This window comes from Rhodococcus sp. (in: high G+C Gram-positive bacteria), from assembly GCF_049591685.1.
Taxonomy (GTDB): domain Bacteria; phylum Actinomycetota; class Actinomycetes; order Mycobacteriales; family Mycobacteriaceae; genus Rhodococcoides.
In genome coordinates this window covers 1-4,803 of the sequence record NZ_JBAWFH010000498.1, presented here as the reverse complement: position 1 = coordinate 4,803, position 4,803 = coordinate 1, and the positions used below count along the sequence as shown (strand labels likewise).

The window sequence follows — 4,803 nt, the reverse complement described above, 5'->3', positions numbered from 1 at the left end:
TTGGCTTTCTTCTCGACGGTGTCGCCGGGGCCGACGAAGTAGCCACCGGCCAGCGGGAAGCCCATGTCGGCTTCGATCTGCCAGCCGAGCGGTCGGGCGTCCTCGGGGCGCGGGAGAGGAACTGTGACGACGGAACCGTCGTCGACGTAGTTCTTCCATTCGCCGCCGGCGAAGAATTCCGGTGTCGGGGCGCGTTCGACGGCCTGCAACGGCGTCGGCAGCAGCGGGACGAATGCCATGGCCAGTGCGACGCACCACAATGCGGGTACTGGGCGGAGTCCGCGGTGGAACGCTCGGTCGGTCGCGAGTACGAGTAGGAGTGCGATGCCGGGCACGGCCGCCATGGCGAACCGGGTTTCGAGCACCGACTCGACGAGCGGGATCGTGGCGATGTGGTCCCAGGGGAGACCGATGGCGGTGTCCACCTTGCCGATGATCAGAGTGGAACCGAGCGACAGGACGGTCATCGCGACGACGGTTGCCGCGGCCGCTCGCGCGCACGACACTCGCCACATCCACACCGCCGCAACGAGCGCGAGCACCAGTAGGGGCCAGCCGAAGTACGCGTTCTCTTCGGTGGCGTTGATGCGCACGTTCTGGCCGGGCGTCAGTTCGCCGCCGATGGATTGCGACGGGAACTGGAACAGCGCCTTGGCGTCGTTGCCCATCGGGCCGTGTTCGAGGAAGGAGTAGCTCTGCGGTCCGAGGAACTGCCAGTACAGCGGGAATGCGACGAGTGCGACGGCCAGAACGGCCGCGAGCGGCAGGCTTTTCGACGAATTCTTCACGGCGGGCCACAGGCTGCGCGGTTTTCCGACGTAGTAGACGAGGGCGAACACGCCGAATGCGATGGCAAAGATCAGCAGCGGTTCTTCGCCGAGCATGATCTGCAGTGCGACGACCAGGCCAAGTGAGACCGTCTTCTTGACCGTGGGCCCCGTACGGGCACTGTCTACGACGAGCGCGACGATCACCGGCAGCAGGAACAGCGCGACGAAGTTCGGGTGACCGTTGGCGTGAGAGATCATGCCCGGCGCGAAACCGCACAGTGCGCCGCCGAGCGCAGACGCTGCCCGCGAAGCTCCGACGGTCCGGGAGAACAGCCAGTACCAGGCGTACGCCGTCCCGGCGAGACCCATCGTCAAGGCAATGGCCCATGTCACCGTAGGCCCGAACAGCAGCGTCACCGGGGCCAGCGGTATGGACAGGCCGAACATGGCCGTGTTGGCCATGAGGTTCACACCGAGCGGGTAGTTCTGCAGATCGCTCCACAGCGGGTTCTCGAGGTGCGAGACGGAATGCGCGGCGACGGCGAAGAACCATTCCCACATGGCTTGGTCCTGGCCGCTGTTGTACAGGTAGCCGTCGCCGAGATTCCGCCACTGGCCCTGCAGAACGAACAGGGCGACGAGGGTGAAGGTGCCGGCGGCCGCTACGTCGCCGCCGTGCACTCCCCGTAGACGCGAGGTCAACGCCCCGATCTTGGACGATGGGGCCGTCCGCGGCTGCTCGAGCACAGTCTGGTCGGTGGTTGTCATCGCATTGAACGTTACGTGAACGTTATGTGATTCGCCTATCCGGCGCGGGTGACCAGCGCGAACGGCCCGATGTCGGTGACCGTGAACCGCGGGTCCTCGAACAGTGTCTCGTCGAAAGTGACGGTGTAGCGGCGGACGTTCGGATCGTTCGGGTACACGTCCTCGGCCAGTCGCAGTGTGTACCCGTCGGCGCCGCGGCGGAAGAGAAACGCGTCGGGGGTGCGCCACAGGCTGCTGTCCAGCGCCTCGACCAACTCGTCCGGAGTGTTGAGCGTCGCCCACTCCTCGATTGCTGCCGTGCGCTGATCGAACTGCGCGAGAGGGTTCGCATAGTGCGACGTCAGCCCCTGGAAGCCGAAGTAGGGGTAATAGCTGAGGAACGACGTATCGGCGGTCAGCACGATCGTCTCGTCCCGCGGCCTGCCGAGCTGTTCGGTGATGGCCGCGTCCACTTCGCCGTAGTACGCGGCCGCGCTCGGCGGGCGCTTGTCGGCGCGGACGCCGTCGCCGTCGGTGTCCGAATATGCGACGGTGATCTCGGTCTGCAGCACCTGCGGAATGTTCTGTGCAAATGCCAACGCGCCGATGGAGGCTACGACGACAGCCCCGACCTTGAACCGTGCGGGTTCGTTGACGGCCTGGTAGATGGCCTTCGAGCCCTCAAAGAACCCGAAAACGCCTGCAGTACCGAGCAATACGATCAACACCGCTTCGAGACGGAAGGAGAGCAACGTGGTGCCGGCAACCGTCGCCGCCATCGACATCAACGTCCACAGGTACACCGCGACGACGCCGACGCTCAGAGCCTGCGCTCGACGCGACGTCGCGCAACGAACGGCGAGCCACAGCGTTCCGGCCATGCACAGTGCTCCGAGCAACGAGAACTCGAACATCGGAACCGGAAGCGTCGCACCGGCTTCCGGCAAATAATGCAGCGCGGTACCGGACGTCGCCGGTGCGCCCGTGAGGGAATCCACCAGATACGGCAGCCAAACCGTCAGCGCGATGAGCCCGGAAATGACCGCAATTGCGATCAAGCGAACAGCCACCGGAATTGCCGCACGCCAGGTCCCCCGGGCTCGCACCTCGAGAACCGCCGACACCACGGCCATCAGCGTCACCGCAAACGCCGCTACGCCCAGGTACAGGGTGTAGAATGTCGCCGCCAAGCCCAAAAACAGCCCAGTGCCCACGACCGCGCCCCAGCCCCAGCTGCCCGATAGCTCGGGTGTGTCAGCCACCTCTGGTCGCCGGGGTTCGTGAGGACCCTTGTTCGTTCGCGTCTCCTTTGGCCGCTCCTGTTTTGGCCGCTCCTGTTTCGGCCGCTCCCGTTTCGGCAGCTCCCGTTTCGGCATCGATGGCCCATCGATGCCGTCTAGCCGTTGCAATGAGCCATCGATGCGCCCGAGGGCGGTCGTACGAACCGGGCGATTCAACGCGCCCCAGGCCAGCAGTAGAGCCGGCGCGATGAGCAGTGCGATGACAGCGCTGTAGGCCTCGGGGGAGGCGTAGGCGACGACGAGTGCCGTGGTGATCGCGCTGACGGCGACGGCCAGGTCGGCGCGAACGAGTTGCTTCCACAGCGTGAATGCCACGACGGCGGTGACAGCGAGGAAGCCGATTGCGAACGGCTTGAACACTTCCCAGCCGTCCAAGCCGAGCAGATTGCCGACGCGTCCGCCGATCCAGAACCACCCGGCGGGGTAGAACGGAGGAATGTCGGCGTACGTCATGTCGCGCAGTGCAACCGAATCGGTGAGCCGCGTGAGGTATTCGGTGCGGAACTCCTGGTCGACGGAGATGCCGAACAGGTACAGCTTGGTAGCGGCCAGCGGCATGCCGAGGGTGACCGTGACGAAGCCGGACAGCCCGACCCACGTCAGCACCTTGGCGAGCCAGCCGAGCATGCCGCGTCGGTACAGCACGATTGCGGCGGCGATCGCCACGGCGCACGCAACCTGCCCGAGCGTCGTCAGCGCGCGAGTGACGTTGGAGGAGTTGAAAGCCGGCCACTCGACGAGCGAAAAGGCGTACAACCCGACCGTCGCGACGATCGCTGCGACCAGAGCGGCCAGTACGCCGTCGACGGCTGCCCCGAGCGCTCGTTTCATCTAGATGGGGAGCTTGCGGAAGATCGGCCGCGGTACGTGCCGCAGGCCCATCATCACGAAGCGGAACGGCGCTGGTGCCCAGACCAATTCCTTGCCCTTCTGCGACGCGGCCACCGCCAGCTTGGCGATGTCTTCCTTGTCCACGGTCATCGGGGCTTCCTTGACGTGCGCGCTGAACTTGGTGCGCACCATGCCCGGACGGATGACCGTGACGCGGGGGCCGTACTCACGCAATGCTTCGCCCAGGCCGAGGTAGAAGCCGTCGAGCCCGGCTTTGGTGGAGCCGTAGACGAAGTTCGAACGACGCACGCGCTCGCCGGCTACGGAAGACATGACGATGATGCGTCCCGACGCCTGTGCCTTCATCTTCTCGCCGAGCAGCACGCCGACCGAGACGGATGCGGTGTAGTTGATGTTGGCCGTCAATACAGCCTTGCGCTGGTCCTGCCACAGTTCTTCGGCGTCGAAGTCGACCGCGAATGCAACGATGGCCACGTCGACATCGCCCTTGGACCACGCTTCGTCGATGACCTTGGGGTGCGACGCGGTGTCGAGTGCGTCGAAGTCGACGACGTCGACGGACTTGGCGCCCTTCGCGGTGAGCTGTGCGACGGCACTGTCACGGAGCGGATCGTTCGGCAGGGCAGCCAGAACCACGCGTGCCGGTGACTTCGACAGGTACTCCTCGGTGATGGCGAGCCCGATCTCGCTGGTGCCTCCCAGAACAAGAATCGTCTGAGGGTTCCCGACGGCGTCTATCGTCACAGCAGTTCCAACCTTCTGGCCATATCGGAGGCGAAAACGCCTGTGGGGTCGACGGATCGGCGGACCTTGATCCACTCGTCGATCCGTGGGTACATCGAATGGAAGGTCTCCGCGTCGGTGCGCGAGTCCTTTGCGGTGTACAGGCGTCCGCCGAATTCCAGCACGCGCTTGTCGAGTTCACGGACGAACTCGTTGAGACCCGGCTTGATCGGAAAGTCGACGCAGATGTTCCAGCCCGGAATGGGGAAGCTCAGCGGCGCCTTGTTGCCCGGACCGAACAGCTTGAACACGTTGAGGAACGAGTAATGACCCGACTTCTGGATGTCGACGATGATCTTCTTGAACTCGTCGACGGCCTCGGGCGGCACCACGAACTGGTACTGGAGGAA

The 4,803-nt window shown here is 64.9% G+C and carries 4 protein-coding genes; all 4 read right to left on the bottom strand.

Translation table 11 applies throughout. The annotated features are described in order from the left end of the window. Window positions 1-1,538: DUF6541 family protein (locus tag WBQ44_RS20555; protein ID WP_495568516.1), on the bottom strand; the 1,538-nt coding region annotated here is incomplete at its 3' end. A 35-nt stretch (window positions 1,539-1,573) separates the two neighbouring features. Continuing rightward, a complete protein-coding gene (locus WBQ44_RS20550; RefSeq protein WP_495568515.1) occupies window positions 1,574-3,649 on the bottom strand; it encodes a galactan 5-O-arabinofuranosyltransferase in 2,076 nt (691 codons plus the stop codon). Further along, complete coding sequence (gene dprE2 / locus WBQ44_RS20545) at window positions 3,650-4,414, bottom strand: decaprenylphospho-beta-D-erythro-pentofuranosid-2-ulose 2-reductase (protein WP_495568514.1); 765 nt, start codon at window positions 4,412-4,414, stop codon at window positions 3,650-3,652. Continuing rightward, a partial coding sequence (locus WBQ44_RS20540) for a D-arabinono-1,4-lactone oxidase (protein ID WP_495568513.1) occupies window positions 4,411-4,803 on the bottom strand: 393 nt, incomplete at its 5' end. The genes dprE2 and WBQ44_RS20540, both read right to left, overlap by 4 nt.

Coding starts and splice junctions, on each gene's coding strand:
- WBQ44_RS20550 (WP_495568515.1), bottom strand. CDS start 3,649: ATGAAACGAGCGCTCGGGGCAGCCGTCGACGGCGTACTGGCCGCTCTG.